Source organism: Marinobacter sp. JSM 1782161, assembly GCF_011421605.1.
GTDB classification, from domain to species: Bacteria; Pseudomonadota; Gammaproteobacteria; order Pseudomonadales; family Oleiphilaceae; genus Marinobacter_A; species Marinobacter_A bohaiensis.
Map to the genome: position 1 here is coordinate 359,648 of NZ_WSSA01000004.1, position 15,556 is coordinate 375,203.

The 15,556-nt window shown below is 66.0% G+C and carries 12 protein-coding genes; 5 read left to right on the top strand and 7 right to left on the bottom strand.

Annotated elements, in window-relative coordinates:
- Nucleotides 1-59: 59 nt before the first annotated feature.
- Nucleotides 60-875: an SDR family NAD(P)-dependent oxidoreductase gene (locus GQB00_RS18090; RefSeq protein WP_165857323.1), complete on the top strand. Its 816-nt coding sequence runs from the start codon at nucleotides 60-62 to the stop codon at nucleotides 873-875.
- A 36-nt stretch (nucleotides 876-911) separates the two neighbouring features.
- On the opposite strand, the gene GQB00_RS18095 is transcribed toward GQB00_RS18090, so the two are convergent.
- Nucleotides 912-1,487 carry a DJ-1/PfpI family protein gene (locus GQB00_RS18095; RefSeq protein WP_111497086.1) on the bottom strand — a complete coding sequence of 192 codons (576 nt, stop codon included), beginning with the start codon at nucleotides 1,485-1,487 and terminating at the stop codon, nucleotides 912-914.
- Nucleotides 1,488-1,861: 374 nt separating this feature from the next.
- Nucleotides 1,862-2,752, bottom strand: a complete 891-nt coding sequence (locus GQB00_RS18100) for a metal-dependent hydrolase (RefSeq protein WP_165857324.1) — start codon at nucleotides 2,750-2,752, stop codon at nucleotides 1,862-1,864.
- 306 nt (nucleotides 2,753-3,058) lie between these two features.
- Between GQB00_RS18100 and GQB00_RS18105 the strand changes: the two genes are divergently transcribed.
- From GQB00_RS18105 to GQB00_RS18120, 4 genes are all read left to right on the top strand, one after another.
- A complete protein-coding gene (locus GQB00_RS18105; RefSeq protein ID WP_165857325.1) occupies nucleotides 3,059-4,165 on the top strand; it encodes a helix-turn-helix transcriptional regulator in 1,107 nt (368 codons plus the stop codon).
- A gap of 95 nt (nucleotides 4,166-4,260) precedes the next feature.
- On the top strand, nucleotides 4,261-4,662 hold the full coding sequence (locus GQB00_RS18110) for an NINE protein (RefSeq protein ID WP_111497083.1): 402 nt from the start codon (nucleotides 4,261-4,263) through the stop codon (nucleotides 4,660-4,662).
- 195 nt (nucleotides 4,663-4,857) lie between these two features.
- Complete coding sequence (locus GQB00_RS18115; RefSeq protein WP_323127303.1) at nucleotides 4,858-5,928, top strand: efflux RND transporter periplasmic adaptor subunit; 1,071 nt, start codon at nucleotides 4,858-4,860, stop codon at nucleotides 5,926-5,928.
- The gene (locus GQB00_RS18120; protein WP_165857326.1) at nucleotides 5,928-9,077 is read left to right on the top strand and encodes an efflux RND transporter permease subunit; all 3,150 of its coding nucleotides are present in this window, start codon (nucleotides 5,928-5,930) and stop codon (nucleotides 9,075-9,077) included. Before GQB00_RS18115 ends, GQB00_RS18120 begins: the two co-directional genes overlap by 1 nt.
- A 61-nt stretch (nucleotides 9,078-9,138) precedes the next feature.
- Here the strand turns inward: GQB00_RS18120 and nirD are convergent, their stop codons facing one another.
- The 5 genes from nirD to GQB00_RS18145 form a co-directional block, all read right to left on the bottom strand.
- Entirely contained in the window at nucleotides 9,139-9,504 is a 366-nt protein-coding gene (nirD, locus tag GQB00_RS18125) for a nitrite reductase small subunit NirD (RefSeq protein ID WP_165857327.1), read from the bottom strand.
- Nucleotides 9,505-9,549: 45 nt separating this feature from the next.
- Entirely contained in the window at nucleotides 9,550-12,069 is a 2,520-nt protein-coding gene (gene nirB, locus GQB00_RS18130; protein ID WP_165857328.1) for a nitrite reductase large subunit NirB, read from the bottom strand.
- Between the two features lie 29 nt (nucleotides 12,070-12,098).
- Nucleotides 12,099-13,313, bottom strand: coding sequence for an NAD(P)/FAD-dependent oxidoreductase (locus GQB00_RS18135; RefSeq protein WP_165857329.1), 1,215 nt, complete (start codon nucleotides 13,311-13,313; stop codon nucleotides 12,099-12,101).
- A gap of 275 nt (nucleotides 13,314-13,588) precedes the next feature.
- A complete protein-coding gene (locus tag GQB00_RS18140) occupies nucleotides 13,589-14,506 on the bottom strand; it encodes an ABC transporter ATP-binding protein (RefSeq protein ID WP_416234167.1) in 918 nt (305 codons plus the stop codon).
- A 66-nt stretch (nucleotides 14,507-14,572) separates the two neighbouring features.
- Complete coding sequence (locus tag GQB00_RS18145) at nucleotides 14,573-15,550, bottom strand: ABC transporter permease (RefSeq protein WP_165857330.1); 978 nt, start codon at nucleotides 15,548-15,550, stop codon at nucleotides 14,573-14,575.
- Nucleotides 15,551-15,556: the final 6 nt, after the last annotated feature.

Sequence of the window (15,556 nt, forward strand, 5' to 3'; positions counted from 1 at the left end):
TTCAAGAGCCGTGGTCCGAAATCGTTCGGTAAACCGGTTCCCACCTGTGAGGATCAGCCATGAAAGAACTGCGCAATAAAGTCGCCGTGGTCACCGGCGCCGGATCCGGCATCGGCCGGGCCCTGGCCACCAAGCTTGCCGCCAAGGGGTGCCGGTTGGCGCTGTCGGACGTGAACGAGAGCGGCTTGCGGGAGACCGCCGAAGCCTGCGACTCGGTGGAGGTGAAGACCTACCGGCTGGACGTGTCGGACCGGGACGCGATCTACGCCCACGCCGAGGCGGTGGCCCGGGACTTCGGCCAGGTCAACCTGGTGATCAACAACGCCGGCGTGGCGCTGTCGGCGTCGGTGCGGGAGATGACCGACGACGATTTCAAATGGGTGATGGACATCGATTTCTGGGGGGTGGCCCACGGCACCCGCGCCTTCCTGCCGCACCTGATTGCCTCCGGTGACGGCCATGTGGTCAATGTCTCCAGCGTGTTCGGCCTGATCGGCGTGCCCAAGCAGAGCGCCTACAACGCCGCCAAGTTCGCGGTGCGCGGCTTTACCGAGGCGCTACGCCAGGAGATGGCGCTGGAGGAGCAGCCGGTGCAGGTGAGCTGTGTGCATCCTGGTGGCATCAAGACCAACATCGCCCGTGCCGCGCGGATGGGCAAGTCGGAGAACGCCGACGCCCAGCGCAAGGGCTTCGACAAGCTGGCGATGACCACGCCGGAAAAAGCGGCGGACATCATCGTGCGCGGCATCGAGAAGGACGAGTCGCGCATTCTCGTCGGCCCGGACGCGTGGGGCATCGAGGCCCTCAACCGGCTGCTGGGCGCGGCCTATCAGCCGCTGGTGTCGCGCTTCTCCCGCAAGAACCTGTACGTGTGACCGCGTCGGGGCCGGCCCTGCCGGCCCCGAATAGCGCTACAGCGTGATTTTCGCGCCCATCACCTCCATGAATTTCGCAATCCAGGCGGGATGCGCCGGCCAGGCCGGTGCCGTCACCAGCTTGCCGTCCACGTGGGCTTCGTTCACTTCGATGGACTGGAATTGCCCGCCGGCGGCCGTGACTTCCGGCGCGCAGGCCGGGTAGGCCGAGCACCGCTTGCCGTCGAGCACCCCGGCGGCGGCCAGCAACTGGGCGCCGTGGCAGATGGCGGCAATGGGTTTGTCGGCGTCGGCAAAGTGCTTCACCGCCTTGAGCACGGCGTCGTTCAGGCGCAGGTATTCCGGCGCCCGGCCGCCGGGCACCACCAGGCCGTCGTAGTCGTCCAGGTTGATGGCGGCGAAGGTGGCGTTGAGGGCGAAGTTGTGGCCCGGTTTTTCCGAGTAGGTCTGGTCGCCCTCGAAGTCGTGGATGGCGGTGCGCACCGACTCGCCGGATTTCTTGTCCGGGCACACGGCGTGCACTTCATAGCCCACGGCCATCAGCGCCTGGAAGGGCACCATCACTTCGTAATCCTCGACGTAATCGCCGACCAGCATGAGCAGTCGTTTCATGTTCGATTCCCTCCTTTGCCGGATTCGGAATGGTTCCGGATGCCCCTCTAAACCTTCACCCAAAGCGGGGTTCTGTCAAATGAAGGATTGGAGAAAGAGGACGTCCACAAATCCCGGGCGTCGACTGACGACAAATCGGGGGCGAACCAGGGCGATGTCATCCCGGTCTGAAGGCGCGTCTTTGAGTGGGGGGCGTGAGTCGAAGGGGTACCAGCGCTGGAGCAGGGACAGGGACGTTCCGGTTCATCCCAGTTGGTCAGGGACGAGCATCTGGGATGACGGAAGCGCTGGTACCTCTTCGACTCGATCCGGCCGCATGAGTGAATCAACAAAAAAAGCCCGCCGGAGCGGGCTCGGGGCCAGACGTGAAGGGATTACTGCAGGGTACGGCGGTTGCCGTTGCGGTACTGCGGGGCAACGTGTTCGGCGATCTCGCTCTTGAACTCGGCGATCAGCTCGCTGTTGTCGTGCTGCCAGGGGTGGAAGCCGGGCTTGAAGTACTCCAGCCAGGTCGGCGCCAGGCTGGAGAACACGCCCCCGACGCCCCACATGCGCCACAGGCCCTTGCCCACATCGGTCAGCGAGATGTTGCGCTTGTCGTTCCACATCATGCGGGCGGTGAAGTAGGTGGTCATCACGCCCAGCAACGCGGTGCTGAGGATCTGGTAGAAAGCGCGCTCCAGATAGGTGCCGCCCACCTGCTGGAAAACGTCGTAGGTCACCGCCTTGTGCTCGGTTTCCTCGATGGCGTGCCAGACCCACAGCGGGCGCATGGTCTCGTGCATGTCCTCGCGCACGTCGTCCCGCTCCAGCAGCATGTCCGCCATCATTGCGGTCATGTGCTCCAGGGCGCAGGTGATGGCCAACTGGTGACGCTTGGGCAGACGTTTGCCGAAGCCGGTCAGCAGCACTTTCAGATGGCGCTCCATGTCCTCGACCGGCATGTCCTGGTCGCGCACGTGCTGGTTCATGGCGATGTGTTCCAGCGAGTGCATCGCTTCCTGGCCGATGAAGCCCTGCACTTCCTTCTTCAGGGCCGGATCGTTGATCTGATCCCGGTAATAGCGGACGGCATCCACGAAATACTGCTCACCCTGGGGGAACAGCACCGACAGTGCGTTCATCATGTGGCTCAGGAACGGGCTGTTGTCGAGCCAGTAGCGGGGCACCTTGTCGTTGAACTCAAAGCCCATGCGCTGGGGCTTGATGTCCACGTGCTCGGGTTTGCGGGTGATGTCTTTCTTTGTGTTGGCTGTTCTCAACATGGATCCTCCTGTGCGCCATACCTCGGGGCGCTTGTCGCGGGGACGCACGCCGTTGTTGATGATGGTTGGCGCACGCCTCGTTGTGATGGATCCAGTGTGGTTGGGGCAAGCGTTCCAGGCCATGCGTAAACGGGACGCCGGTCGTGGATGATGGGACAGGGCCGTCGTTTTGCGGCCCTCGATTGACCGCAACGACAGGATTGGCGGGCGCTACGCCAAATAATGGGGGCCGTGGGCTTCTGGTAGCATGCCTTTAGACAGGACGCTTCATACTGAGGTGGCCGGTGAATCGCGAAGGTAAAGCGGATGGTCAAGGGAAGTGCGGATAAAGAACGCCAGATGCTGGGCCTGTTCCTGCTGCCCGGCGTTTACCTGCGGGTGCTGGGCGATACCGTCCGGCGGCTCGGCTTCGACGACCGCCCGCTGTACGAGGGCCTGAGCTTCGCCCGCGCCGATCTGCAGGCCGCGGACAGCCGGGTGTTCGTCACCGACGCCGTCATCATGGCGGACCGGGCGGTGGCGCTGGCCGGCGACAAGGGGCTGAGCTTCGCCCTGGCGCGGGAGCTGCGGGTCACCATCCACGGCACCCTGGGTTTCGCCGCGCTGACCAGTCCCACGGTGGGCGGCGCGCTGGACTCGGTGCGGCGCTACCTGCAGCTGCGGGCGCCGTTCCTCAGCCTGGTGATGCGGGACACCGGCGAGCACGTCCTGGTCCAGCTCAAGGCCGAGTTCGAGGTGCCGTCCCTGTACCACTTCCTGGCGGAAACGGTGATGGCGACGCTGGTGCTGCTGGCGGAGCAACTGGTGGATCACGCCAGTGGCGAAGAGCTGGGGTTCGAGCTGCGCAACGGCAAGCTGCCCGGCGTGTCCGCCCGCCTGTCCTGTGCCGAGCCGGCCTATTACCGCGCATTTGCCCAGCAGCTGCCGATCCGCTTCGACTACAGCGCGGACGCGGAGATGCTGATCTTCCCCAAGGATTTCCTCGATATCCGCATGCGCCTGGCCGACGCCGACGCCTCGGATATGGCCCGCAGCCAGTGCGAGTTCGAGCTGCAGAAGGCCTTGCGGGAGCAGGGCGACATCGTCATCGCCATCCGCAACATGCTGCACGTGATGCCCGGCCCGCTGCCGTCGCTGGAGGCCATGGCCGAGCGTTTCTGCGTGTCGTCACGGACCCTCAAGCGGCGACTGGCGGATCGTGACACCACCTACCGGGAAATCGTCGAAGCGGTGCTCAAGGACCGCGCCATCCAGCTACTGCGCTACACGAATCAGTCGATTAGCGAAATCGCCTATGAACTGGGTTATGCTGATCTCTCCAACTTCAGCCGCGCCTTTCGTAAGTGGACGGGCAAGTCCGCCAGTGAATTCCGCGAGGACGGTCCCGACCCGGCCCCGGAACTCGGGCCCTGAACGACGGTCTCGGAGGGTTGGATAACATGGCTGGCCTCCTGTCCGGAATCGTGTTTGGATAGCGCGGCCACTTAACCCGGTCTGGAGACGATTGCATGGCGCAAACGGATACGCACAGCAAAACCATCGGATACCTGCTCTGGTTGTTCGGCTTTCTGGGCTCCCACCGTTTCTACTACGGCAAGCCGGTCACCGGGACCATCTGGTTCTTCACCCTGGGGCTGTTCTTCATCGGCTGGATCATCGACCTGTTCCTGATTCCCGCGATGGATCGGGAAGCGGATTTCCGTTTCCGCGGCGGCGACACCAGCTACAACATCGCCTGGATCCTGCTCACCTTCCTGGGTGTGTTCGGAGTGCACCGCATGTACATGGGCAAGTGGATCACCGGCGTCATCTACCTCCTGACCGGCGGTCTGTTCCTGATCGGCGTGCTCTACGATTTCTGGACGCTGAACGACCAGGTGTCGGTCAAGAACGCCTCCATCTTCGACTGATTCATTCTTCCGGGAACGGCGTCCGCCGTTCCCATCGTTGCTGTCTGTTGCTTGCATAGTCTAACTTTTCTGTAGGCCCGCGCGGCTTGCTGCCACGCTTGTCGGAAGCGCCGGTAGTCCGGCCCGCGCTGCCTGGCGTATGGGCCTGAGAGGCTGGACCGAATCCCACCGGCCATCGATTGCCAGGGAGAGACCGTGCAACTCAAGAGCAGGATGACCCTCGCGCTGGCGACACTGCTGCTGCTCGCCAGCTCGGCCGCGCGCGCCCAGGAACCGCCCGGCGTGGGGCTGGCGGCCGTTGAAAACGCGCCCATCATCGACGAAGTGCGTCTGAACGGCACCGTCAGTGCCCTGAGCCGCTCCAGCCTGTCCACCTCGGTGGCGGGCCTGGTGCAGACGGTGCACGTGGACGTGGGCGACCGGGTGGCGCAGGGTGACCGGCTGATCCAGCTCGACGACGAGCTGGAGCGCCATACCCTGGAAAGCGCCCGGGCCGAAACCCAGGCGGCCCGGGCCCGGCTGCAGGAAGCCCGGCGCCGCTTCAGCGAAGCCCGCTCGGTGGGGGCCGGGCGCAACATCGCCCAGACCGAGGTGAGCGCCCGGGAGAGCGAAGTGGCCACGGCCGAGGCGGAGCTGGCGCGGCTCACCGCCGGGCAGGCGCGCCAGGCGGCGCTGGTGGATCGCCATCGGCTGGCCGCCCCCTACGCCGGCGTGATCAGTGCCCGGAGCAGCGACCTGGGCGAGTGGGTCAGTCCCGGCGATGACCTGCTGACGCTGGTGGACATCGATCACCTGCGTCTGGATTTCCAGGTGCCCCAGGAGTACTACCCCAAACTCGACGACCGCGCCGAGCTGCTTGTCAACGGCGTGCCCGGCGCTCCGGTCGTCGCTCCGATTGCCACGGTGGTGCCGGTCAGCGATCCCCAGGTGCGCACCTTCCTGCTGCGCGCGCGCGTGCCGGATGACCTGTCGCTGTTGCCGGGCATGTCGGTCAGCGCGCTGCTGCGGGTGGACGCCGGCGAACAGGGATTCACCGTGCCGCGGGACGCCATCAACCGCTATCCGGAAGGCCGTACCACGGTCTGGATCGCCGAGCCCGACGGCGACGGTGCCTTCCGCGTACGCGAGCAGCGGGTCGCCATCGGCACCGGCTTTGCCGACCGGGTGGTGATCCGCGACGGACTGGCCGGCGACGAGCGCGTCGTGGCGCGCGGTAACGAAGGCCTCAGCGACGGCATGCGCGTTACCCCGGCGGAGGCCGACTGATGTTCGCCGGCGTGATTCGCCACGGCACCCTGGTGGCGGTGGTGGCGCTGATCGTCGCCATCCTCGGCATTGCCGCCGCCATCCAGATCCCGGTACAGATGATCCCGGACCTGGAGGTGCGCACCGTCACCGTGGAAACGCGCTGGCCCGGTGCCACGCCCCAGGACGTGGAAAAGGAAATCCTGATCGAGCAGGAGCGCTACCTGCGCAACGTGCCCAACCTGAGCCGCATGGAGTCCACCGCCGCCAGCGGGTCGGCGGAAATCGAGCTGGAATTCCCCTTCGGCATCAACATCACCGAGACCCTGATCCAGGTGAACAACGCTCTGAGTCAGGTGCCGGACTACCCCCAGAACGTGGACGAACCGCGCATCGTCGCCACCTCCTTCTCGTCCAACGCCTTCATGTACTTCCGCGTCTCCACCCTGCCGGATAACCCGCGCCAGCTGGACATGGACCTGATGCGGGATTTCATCGAGGACCGGGTGCGCCCGCGCATGGAAAGCGTGGCCGGGGTGTCGGAAGTGACCGTCGGCGGTGGCGCCGACCGCCAGATGCAGGTGATCGTCGACGAACAGCGCCTCAACCAGCGTGGCCTGAGTCTGGTGGACCTGCGCGACGCCATCACCGCCCGCAACCGGGACATCTCCGGCGGCGAGCTGGAAGCCGGCAAGCGCCGCTACCTGCTGCGCACGGTGGGGCGTTTCGAGGACATCGACGGCCTGCGCCAGTTGGTGGTGTCGCGTCAGGGCGACAGCGTGGTGCGCCTGGGGGAAGTGGCGCAGGTGGTGCAGGACCACTCCCGCATCCGCGAGCGCTCGTTCGTCGACGGGCGTAAGGTGATCGGCCTGCAGGTGCGGCGCGAAAGCGGCTCCAACGTCATCGACATCAAGCACGCCATGATGGCGGAGGTGGCCTCGATCAACGACGAGGTGCTGCGCCCGGCGGGCATGGTGTTGGAATTGACCGCCGATGACGCCCGCTACGTCGAGGCTTCTGTGGCCAACGTCTGGACCAACCTGGGCATCGGCGCGGTGTTCGCCACCCTGGTGATGTACCTGTTCCTGCGCTCCGGCCGGGCCACGCTGGTGGGGGTGATCGGCGTGCCGCTGTGCGCCATCGCCGCCTTCATCGGCCTGCTGCTGGCCGGGCGCACCATCAACGTGATCTCCCTGGCCGGCATCGCTTTTGCCATCGGCATGACGGTGGACAACAGCATCGTGGTGCTGGAGAACATCGAACGCCACCGGCGCCGCGGGCTGGACCGCTTCGAGTCGGCGCTCAAGGGCGTCATGGAAGTCTGGCCGGCGGTGTTGGCGTCCACCATGACCACCATCCTGGTGTTCCTGCCCATCGTGTTCATCGAGGAAGAGGCCGGGCAGCTGTACTCGGACGTGGCCATCGCCATCGCCTCGGCCATCATCGCCTCCATGCTGGTGGCGGTGACCCTGATTCCCACCCTGTGCGCGCGGCTGGATTTCGCGTCCCGCCAGGGGGACGACGACGGTACGCCCCGGGCGCGCTGGATGCGCGGTGTGCTGGCACTGGTGGGCGGGCTGATCGGTGGCCCGGCGCGGCGGCTGGCGACGATCGGGCTCACGGTCGTCGCCAGCGCGCTGATCATCCTGATGCTGACGCCACCGGCGGAGTATCTGCCGGAAGGGGAGGAACCCAAGACCTTCGCCGCCATGAACGCGCCGCCGGGCTACAACCTGTCGGAAATGACCCGCATCGCCGAGCAGGTGGAAGCCTACTTCCTGCCCCACGTGAACGCCAACGGCGAGGCCTATGCGAAGGGCGAGACGCCGGTGCCGCCCATGGCGTATCTCAACATGCAGGTCACGCCCACCCGCCTCCGCATCATCACCGAGTCCATCGATCCCAACCAGATCGACGCGCTGATGACCGCCATCACCGATTACTACGAGCGTTTCCCGGGCATGCGCGCCTTCGCCGCCAAGGGCTCGATCATTTCCAGCAACGACGGCGGCACCCGCAGCATCAACCTGGACATTTCCGGCCCCGAGCTGGTGCCGGTCTACCAGGCCGCCAACCGCGCCTACGACCGCGCCCGGACGATCTTCGACAATCCGCGCATCCAGAGTCAGCCGTCCACCCTGAGCCTGGCCCAGCCGCTGATCCAGGTGCGCCCGGACTGGGACCGCATCGCCGAGCTGGGGCTGGACACCCAGGCGGTGGGCTTCACCGTGGCCTCGCTCACCGAGGGCGCTTACGTGGATGATTTCTTCCTCGACGACGACAAGATCGACATCTATCTCTACGGCAGTGGCAGCGCCGAGCCGTCCCTGGCCGCCCTGCCCACCACCCTGGTGCACACGCCGGAAGGCGCCACCCTGCCGCTGAGCAGCCTGGCGCGGATTGAGGAAACGGTGGACACCAGCATCGTGCGGCGGGTGGACGGGCGTCGCACGGTGACTCTCAACGTGATCCCGCCCGAGAATGTGCCGCTGGAACGCGGAGTGGAACGGGTGCGTACGGAACTGCTGGGCCACCTGCGCGACACCGGCCAGTTGCCGGCTTCCGTGAGCGTCGGGATTTCCGGCGCCAGCGACCAGCTCAACGCCACCCGCGAGGCGCTGACCGGCAACTTCGTCATTGCCGTGGCCATCGTCTACCTGCTGCTGGTGGCCATTTTCGCCCACTGGGGCTACCCGCTGCTGATCATGACCACCATTCCGCTGGGCATCGCCGGCGGCATCGTCGGCCTGGCGCTGATGAACCTGGTGGGCGGTCTGCTGCCACTGATCGGGTTGCGGCCGCTGAGCCAGTCGTTCGACATGATCACCATGCTGGGCTTCCTGATCCTGATGGGTACGGTGGTGAACAACCCCATCCTGGTGGTGGACCAGGCGCGCCAGAATCTGCGTCAGAAAGACGTGGACGTGGTCGAGGCGGTGCGTCAGGCGGTCGCCGTGCGGCTGCGGCCGATCGCCATGACCACCCTCACCACGCTGTGCGGCCTGTCGCCGCTGGTGTTCATCCCGGGTGAGGGCACCGAGCTCTACCGGGGCATGGGCGCCATCGTGCTGTTCGGTCTGATGGGCGCGGCGGTGGTCACGCTGACCTTCCTGCCGGCGTTGCTGGTGTTTGTGCTGGGCTGGCAACGAAAAAAACCGGAGCGGGCCTGATGCCCGTTCCGGGGAAGGGGAACACGATTGCCGGTGGGCAGCCTGGAAAGGGCCAACCGCCTCAGGCGGCGCAGCCTTCCCTGGCGGTGACCGGTACGGCCAGTTCCAGGGCGTCGCCGTTCAGCCGCACGCCGTAGGTGGGCACGGACACCGATTCCTCCTCCTGGCACCGGCCGCTGGTCAGGCTGTAATGCTGCTTGTACAGCGGCGACGCCACCACCAGCTCACCCTTGAGATCGCCGACGATGCCCCGGGCCAGCACGTTGGCCTGGCCCAGCGGGCAGTAGTGGCCGATGGCGTAGAGTTCCGGTTCTGCACCCGGCAGGTAGAACACGGCCACCGGGCCGTCCGGGGTCCACACGGCGATGCCGGATTCGGGGATCAGGTCCCCGCGCTCGCCGACGTGCATCCATTGTGTCTCAGACATGATGGTTTTCCTCGCATGCTTGATGGGGTAGGGGGCCGATAGGCATTAGACCATCTCTACCTTGATTTCGTTGGCCGGACGGCGCTGGTCGCGCTCGGTGGTCCAGTGCTGCACCGGGTCTTTCTTGTCCGGGGCGTTGACGAACTCGCGGAAGCGCTTGCGCTTCTCGGGGTCCTCCACGGCGCTCTTCCACTCGCACTGGTAGGTGCCGATGATGTCCTGCATGTGGGCTTCGAGTTCTTCGCCCAGCCCCAGGCTGTCTTCCAGGATGACCTCCTTGAGGTAGTCCAGGCCGCCTTCCAGGTTTTCCAGCCAGACGCTGGTGCGCTGCAGGCGATCCGCTGTGCGCACGTAGAACATCAGGACCCGGTCGATGGTGCTGATCAGCTCTTCGTCGGACAGGTCGGTGGCGAACAGGTCGGCGTGGCGCGGGCGCATGCCGCCGTTGCCGCAGACGTAGAGGTTCCAGCCGTTCTCGGTGGCGATCACGCCGATGTCCTTGCTCTGGGCCTCGGCGCACTCCCGGGTGCAGCCGGACACGGCGAACTTGAGCTTGTGCGGCGAGCGCAGGCCCTTGTAGCGCTCCTCCAGTTGGATCGCCATGCCCACGCTGTCCTGCACGCCGTAGCGGCACCAGGTGCTGCCGACGCAGGATTTCACCGTGCGCACCGACTTGCCGTAGGCGTGGCCGGTCTCGAAGCCGGCGGCGATCAGCTTTTCCCAGATCTCCGGCAGCTCGCTCAACGTGGCACCGAACAGGTCGACCCGCTGGCCGCCGGTGATCTTGGTGTAGAGGTCATACTCCTTGGCCACTTCCCCCAGCACGATCAGCTTCTCCGGGGTGATCTCGCCGCCGGGGATGCGCGGCACGATGGAGTAGGTGCCGTTCTTCTGCATGTTGGCCATGAAGGTGTCGTTGGTGTCCTGCAGCGGCACGTGCTCGGACGCCATGATGTGCTCGTTCCAGCAGGTGGCCAGGATCGACGCCACCGCCGGCTTGCAGATGTCGCAGCCGTGGCCTTTGCCATGCTGCTCGATCAGCGTGCGGAAGGTGCGGATGCCGTTGACCTTGACCAGGTGGAACAGCTCCTGGCGGCTGTAGGGGAAGTGCTCGCAGATGTCCTTGCTGACCTCCACGCCGCGTTTTTCCAGCTCGCTGTCCACCACCGACTTGAGCAGCGCCGCGCAGCCACCGCAGCCGGTGCTGGCCTTGGTCTCGCCCTTGACCGCGCCCAGGTCGGTGCAGCCGGCGTCGATGGCGCCGCAGATATCGCCCTTGCTGACGTTGTGGCAGGAGCAGATGGACGCGGTTTCCGGCAGGGCGTCGGGGCCCAGGGCCGGCGCGCAGCCCTCGGATTCCGGCAGGATCAGGCTCTCCGGATTTTTGGGCAGGTCGATGCCGTTCAGGGCGTACTGCAGCAGGGTGTCGTAGGGGCCGTTGTCGCCGACCAGAATCGCGCCCAGCAGTTTCTTGCCGTCCTCGCTGATCACCAGCCGGCCGTAGGTGCCGGCCTGCTCGTCGTTGAAGCGGATGTTGCGGGCGCCCGGGGTGGCGCCGTGGGCGTCGCCGATGGAACCGACGTCCACGCCCAGCAGCTTGAGCTTGGTGCTCATGTCAGCGCCGCTGAAACCGGCTTCCGCGTCCTGGTTGAGGCGCGCGGCCAGGGTGCGGGCCATGGTGTAACCCGGCGCCACCAGGCCGAAGATGCGGTTGTCCCACAGGGCGCACTCGCCGATGGCGAACACCTGCGGGTCGGAGGTGGTGCACTGGTCGTCGATGACGATGCCGCCGCGCTCACCGATCTCCAGGCCGCTGGAGCGGGCCAGGGTGTCCTGCGGGCGGATGCCGGCGGAGAACACGATCAGGTCCGTCTCCAGATGCGAGTCGTCGGAGAAGTTCATGCGCAGGCGCGCCTCCTCGCCCGGCACAATGGCGGTGGTGGCTTTCTCGGTGTGCACCTGCACGCCCAGTTCCTCGATCTTGCGCTTGAGCAGGGCGCCGCCGTCGGCGTCCAGCTGCACCGGCATCAGGCGCGGCGCGAATTCCACCACGTGGGCTTCCAGGCCCAGGCTCTTGAGGGCGTTGGCCGCTTCCAGGCCCAGCAGGCCGCCGCCGACCACCACGCCGGTCTTCCTGCCCTCGGCGCTGGCGCGGATGGCGTCCAGGTCGGCCAGGGTGCGGTAGACCAGACAGTGCGCCTGATCATGGCCGTCGATGGGCGGCACGAACGGGTAGGAGCCGGTGGCCAGTACCACGGCGTCGTATTCGTACTCCCCCTTGGGCGTGATCACCTTGCGGTTGTCCCGGTCGAGTTCGGTGACCTGTTCGTCCAGGTGCAGCGTCAGGCCCTTGGCGGCGTAGTCCTCGGCGGTGCCCAGGGCCAGGTCGGCGTGGCTGGAGCCGCCGAAGTATTCCGACAGGTGGACCCGGTCGTAGGCAATCAGCGGTTCCTCGCCGAACACGTGGACGTCGTAGTCCGCCGCCGCGGGGGTGTCCGCGAACTGCTCGAGAAAGTGATGGCCCACCATGCCATTCCCGATCACGATCAATGTCTGTTTAGCCATGGTCTGTCTCTCTCTATCGTTCTGTCCGCTCAGGCGTCGCAGTAGGCGGCGCCGAAGGCGAGTTGCTGCCGGTGCGCCGACAGGTCCCGCTGTTGCTGGAGTTGGTCGAAGAACCAGGGGCCGTCGCGGGTATCGCCGAACAGCACGGCGCCGGCGAGGCGGTTGTCCCTGAGCATGAGGTGGCAGTACTGCTCGGTGTCGTGGTCCTGCCAGATGACGGATTCGGTGTCCGGGCCGGGCTGGGCCTGGCCGCATGAGAAAATGGGGATGCCGCTGATTTTCAGGCGCGTGGCGACGGCGCCGGGCTCGAAGCGTTCGGCGTCGCTGCCGCAGAGTACGCCGGCCAGGACATCCGCCTGCTGGTAGCCGGGTTCCACCAGGCCGAAGGTGTGTTCGCCCAGTTGGCAGCATTCGCCCAGGGCGTAGACGTTATCGGTGCCGGTACGCAGGTAGTGATCCACCACGATGCCGCGCTCGCAGTCGATGCCGGCGTCCCGGGCGATTTCGGCGTTGGGACGAATGCCGGCGGCCAGCACCACCAGGTCGGTGCTGATCAGGGTCTCGTCCGCCAGTTGCACGGCGCGCACCCGGCGCTCGCCGATCAGCGCGCGGGGATTCTGGCCGGTGACGCTGTGGATACCGCGGCGTTCCAGGGCGTCCTGCAGCAACTGGCCGGCGGTGGGATCGAGCTGGCGGTTGAGCAGGTACGGGCTGCGATGCAGGACGGTCACCGCCATGCCCTGCTGGCTCAGGCCGTCGGCGGCTTCCAGTCCCAGGAAACCACCGCCGATGACTACGGCGCGACGATGCCGGCGACTGGCGGCCAGCAGTTTTTCGGTATCGCGGATGTCGCGGAAGGTGACCACGCCGTCCAGCTCCTCGCCCGGCAGTTTCAGGGAGGCCGGGCGCGCGCCGGTGGCCAGCACCAGATCGTCGTAGGCGAAGGTGTCGCCGTCGCGGCTGGTGACGGTCTGGCGGTCGGTGTCGATGGCGGTGACCGGGGTGTCCGCGTGCAGGTGGATGCTGTGGCGGGCGAACCAGTCCAGCGGCTGCAGGGTAATGCCGTCCAGATTGGCGTCGCCGGCCAGGACCGAGGACAGCAGCACCCGGTTGTAGGCCGGCACCGCTTCGGCGCTGAGCACGTCGATCTGCGTATACGGATGCGCGTCGCGGGCCATCAGTCGCTCCAGCAGCCGCTGGGCGACCATACCGTGTCCGATGATGACGAGTCTGCGATCGGTCATGCGTTCCTGTCCCCGGGCCGGCCAGCGGCCCAACAAAAAAAGCCGGAGCATCGTCCCCTTGCGAGGCGCGATGGTCCGGCGTCAGTGCCAACAACGATGTTTGATGGTCCGATCAATCCCTGATCGGGCAAGTCGTCCTGTTTTCTATCAAGCGATAAGCGTGCCAGGCTGGTATTGCTAACAAAAACAAATAATTAGAGGTTTTCGGAAAATATCCGCTCCGATGGTTTTGCCCAGCGCTGGTTCGTGAGGGGCCAAAACTGCACTAAAAGCGATCAGTTCGGCTCGGTGACGACGGCGGCTTTTTCCGGTGCGCGGGCGGTTTCCCCGCCCTTTGTCTCCGCCGTCTTATCTTCGGCGGGCTCTACAGCGTCTGCCGTCGGTGTTTCCGTCGCCCCACCCTTGCCCGGGAAGCGCTGCTTCTCGTAGAGGAAGCGCAGCACCGCCTGGCGGTAGTGCACGTATTGTGGATCGTCCGCCAGGGTGACCCGGTTGCGCGGGCGCGGCAGGTCGATGGCCAGCTCCTCGCCGATGGTCGCGGCGGGGCCGTTGGTCATCATGACGATGCGGTCCGACAGCAGCACCGCTTCGTCCACGTCGTGGGTGATCATGATCACTGTGCTGTTGAGGTCCTGCTGGATCTCCATCAGCGCGTCCTGCAGGTGCGCCCGGGTGAGGGCGTCGAGGGCGCCGAAGGGTTCGTCCATCAGCAGCACGCTGGGGCGCATGGACAGCGCCCGGGCGATGCCCACCCGCTGGGCCATGCCGCCGGAGATCTCGCCGGGGCGCTTGTCGGCCGCGTGGGCCATATTGACCAGTTGCAGGTTGTGGACGATCCAGTCGTGGCGTTCGGCCTTGTTCATGGTCTTGCGGAACACCTGTCGCACCGCCAGTTCCACGTTTTCGTACACCGTCAGCCAGGGCATCAGGGCGTGGTGCTGGAACACCACCGCGCGCTCGGGGCCTGGCGTGTTGACCTCGTGGCCGTCCAGCACGCAGCCGCCCTGGCTGGCTTGCAGCAGGCCGGCGACGATGTTGAGTACCGTCGACTTGCCGCAGCCGGAGTGGCCGATCAGCGAGACGAACTCGCCCTTGCGGATTTTCAGGTTGACGGTGTCCAGCGCCTGGAACGGCCCCTGCGGGGTATCGAAGCTCATGCTGACGCCGGTGAGTTCAAGATGTGCCTTGCTCATGATCTGTCTCCTCGCGCCTGTGCGCGTTTTTCGTACCGGGCGACGGTTCTGTTCATCCCCGGCGGCTTACTCGTCCCAGGCCACTTTGCGCTGGATCAACAGCATGATCCGGTCCAGGCCGTAGCCGATCACGCCGATGGCCAGGACCGCCACCATGATGCGGCTCAATGAATCGCTGCTGCCGTTCTGGAACTCGTCCCAGACGAACTTGCCGAGGCCCGGGTTCTGGGCCAGCATCTCGGCGGCGATCAGCACCATCCAGGCGATGCCCAGGGACACCCGCAGGCCGGTGAAGATCATCGGCACCGCCGCCGGCAGCACCACCTTGCGGGCGTGGGTCCAGAACGGCAGGCGCAGCACCCGCGACACGTTGACCAGGTCCGGGTTGACCTGCGCCACGCCGGTGGCGGTGTTGATCAGCGTGGGCCAGAGGCTGCACAGGGTGACGGTGATCATGGAGGTAATGAACGCCTTCTCGAACATCGGGTCGTCGCTGACGTAGGTGGCCGAGACCACCATGGTCACCAGCGGCAGCCAGGCCAGGGGAGAGACCGGCTTGAAGATCTGAATGATCGGGTTGGCCGCCGCCGCGAAGTAGCGGTTCAGCCCGATCAGTACCCCCAGTGGCACGGCGATCAGCGTGGCCAGGGCGAAGCCGGCCAGCACCGTCACCAGGCTGGTGCCGATCTGGTCGAAGAATGTGGGCGCGCCGGGATAGGGGCGGATTTTGGTTTCCGCGTCCGGATTGTCGGCCAGTATGCGGGCGTTGCGCTTCTCCTGCATCTCGATGAATTTGTCCGCCCGGTCCTGCTCGTTCTGGTGTTCCTGCCAGAGCTGCCCCGCCTGTTCCCAGACGTTGGCCGGGGTGGGGAAGTTACCCAGCGAGGTGTTGATCTGCGGGGCGACCAGCTGCCAGGCGATCAGGAACAGGGCAATGCCCAGCACCGGCAGGGTCACGGATTGCAGCAGGGCGCGGCCGGTCACGTTCGGGTAGCGGCGGCGGATCAGCTGCAGCAGTGGATTGGAGGTGGTGAGCGTGCTCATAGCGGT

What these genes read in the sequence shown, in the direction of transcription:
- GQB00_RS18145 (WP_165857330.1), bottom strand. Translation starts at nt 15,550, where the DNA reads ATGAGCACGCTCACCACCTCCAATCCACTGCTGCAGCTGATCCGCCGC.
- GQB00_RS18100 (WP_165857324.1), bottom strand. Translation starts at nt 2,752, where the DNA reads ATGTTGAGAACAGCCAACACAAAGAAAGACATCACCCGCAAACCCGAG.
- GQB00_RS18105 (WP_165857325.1), top strand. Translation starts at nt 3,059, where the DNA reads ATGGTCAAGGGAAGTGCGGATAAAGAACGCCAGATGCTGGGCCTGTTC.
- GQB00_RS18140 (WP_416234167.1), bottom strand. Translation starts at nt 14,506, where the DNA reads ATGAGCAAGGCACATCTTGAACTCACCGGCGTCAGCATGAGCTTCGAT.
- GQB00_RS18110 (WP_111497083.1), top strand. Translation starts at nt 4,261, where the DNA reads ATGGCGCAAACGGATACGCACAGCAAAACCATCGGATACCTGCTCTGG.
- GQB00_RS18090 (WP_165857323.1), top strand. Translation starts at nt 60, where the DNA reads ATGAAAGAACTGCGCAATAAAGTCGCCGTGGTCACCGGCGCCGGATCC.
- GQB00_RS18135 (WP_165857329.1), bottom strand. Translation starts at nt 13,313, where the DNA reads ATGACCGATCGCAGACTCGTCATCATCGGACACGGTATGGTCGCCCAG.
- GQB00_RS18120 (WP_165857326.1), top strand. Translation starts at nt 5,928, where the DNA reads ATGTTCGCCGGCGTGATTCGCCACGGCACCCTGGTGGCGGTGGTGGCG.
- GQB00_RS18095 (WP_111497086.1), bottom strand. Translation starts at nt 1,487, where the DNA reads ATGAAACGACTGCTCATGCTGGTCGGCGATTACGTCGAGGATTACGAA.
- nirD (WP_165857327.1), bottom strand. Translation starts at nt 9,504, where the DNA reads ATGTCTGAGACACAATGGATGCACGTCGGCGAGCGCGGGGACCTGATC.
- nirB (WP_165857328.1), bottom strand. Translation starts at nt 12,069, where the DNA reads ATGGCTAAACAGACATTGATCGTGATCGGGAATGGCATGGTGGGCCAT.